Below are 315 nucleotides of genomic sequence, written 5' to 3'. Positions count from 1 at the left end.
GGCTACTGGACCCCGCAGGGCACAAGCCCAACGAGCTCTCCGTGTGAGCGCATCCTCTCGTTGCTGTCGCCCGCTCGCTCGTCACCGCACCCGCAATGCTGCTCGCCGACGAGCCCACCCGAAACCTGGACAGCCGCTCCACCAAGGAGGTGCTGGCTATCATCGACTGACTCAACGCCACCGGCGCAAGGCGTACGGCCACGGAGACGCGACCGGGCACGCCCTGCGCGGCCCGCTCGCGCCCGGCACCGGTGAACCGCAGGGCGTCAGCCTCGACATCGAGCAGGGCGACTACGTCGCGGTGATGGGCAGTTC

At 69.5% G+C, this 315-nt stretch carries 1 pseudogene; it reads left to right on the top strand.

The features are described 5' to 3' along the window. Window positions 1-167 (top strand): annotated as a pseudogene (locus UK12_RS45445) (ABC transporter ATP-binding protein); the annotation flags it as partial. Window positions 168-315 lie beyond the last annotated feature (148 nt).

The organism is Saccharothrix sp. ST-888, assembly GCF_000955975.1.
Classification (GTDB): domain Bacteria; phylum Actinomycetota; class Actinomycetes; order Streptomycetales; family Streptomycetaceae; genus Kitasatospora.
The sequence above is the reverse complement of the archived record's forward strand: the minus strand, read 5'-3'. Positions and strand labels throughout refer to the sequence as shown.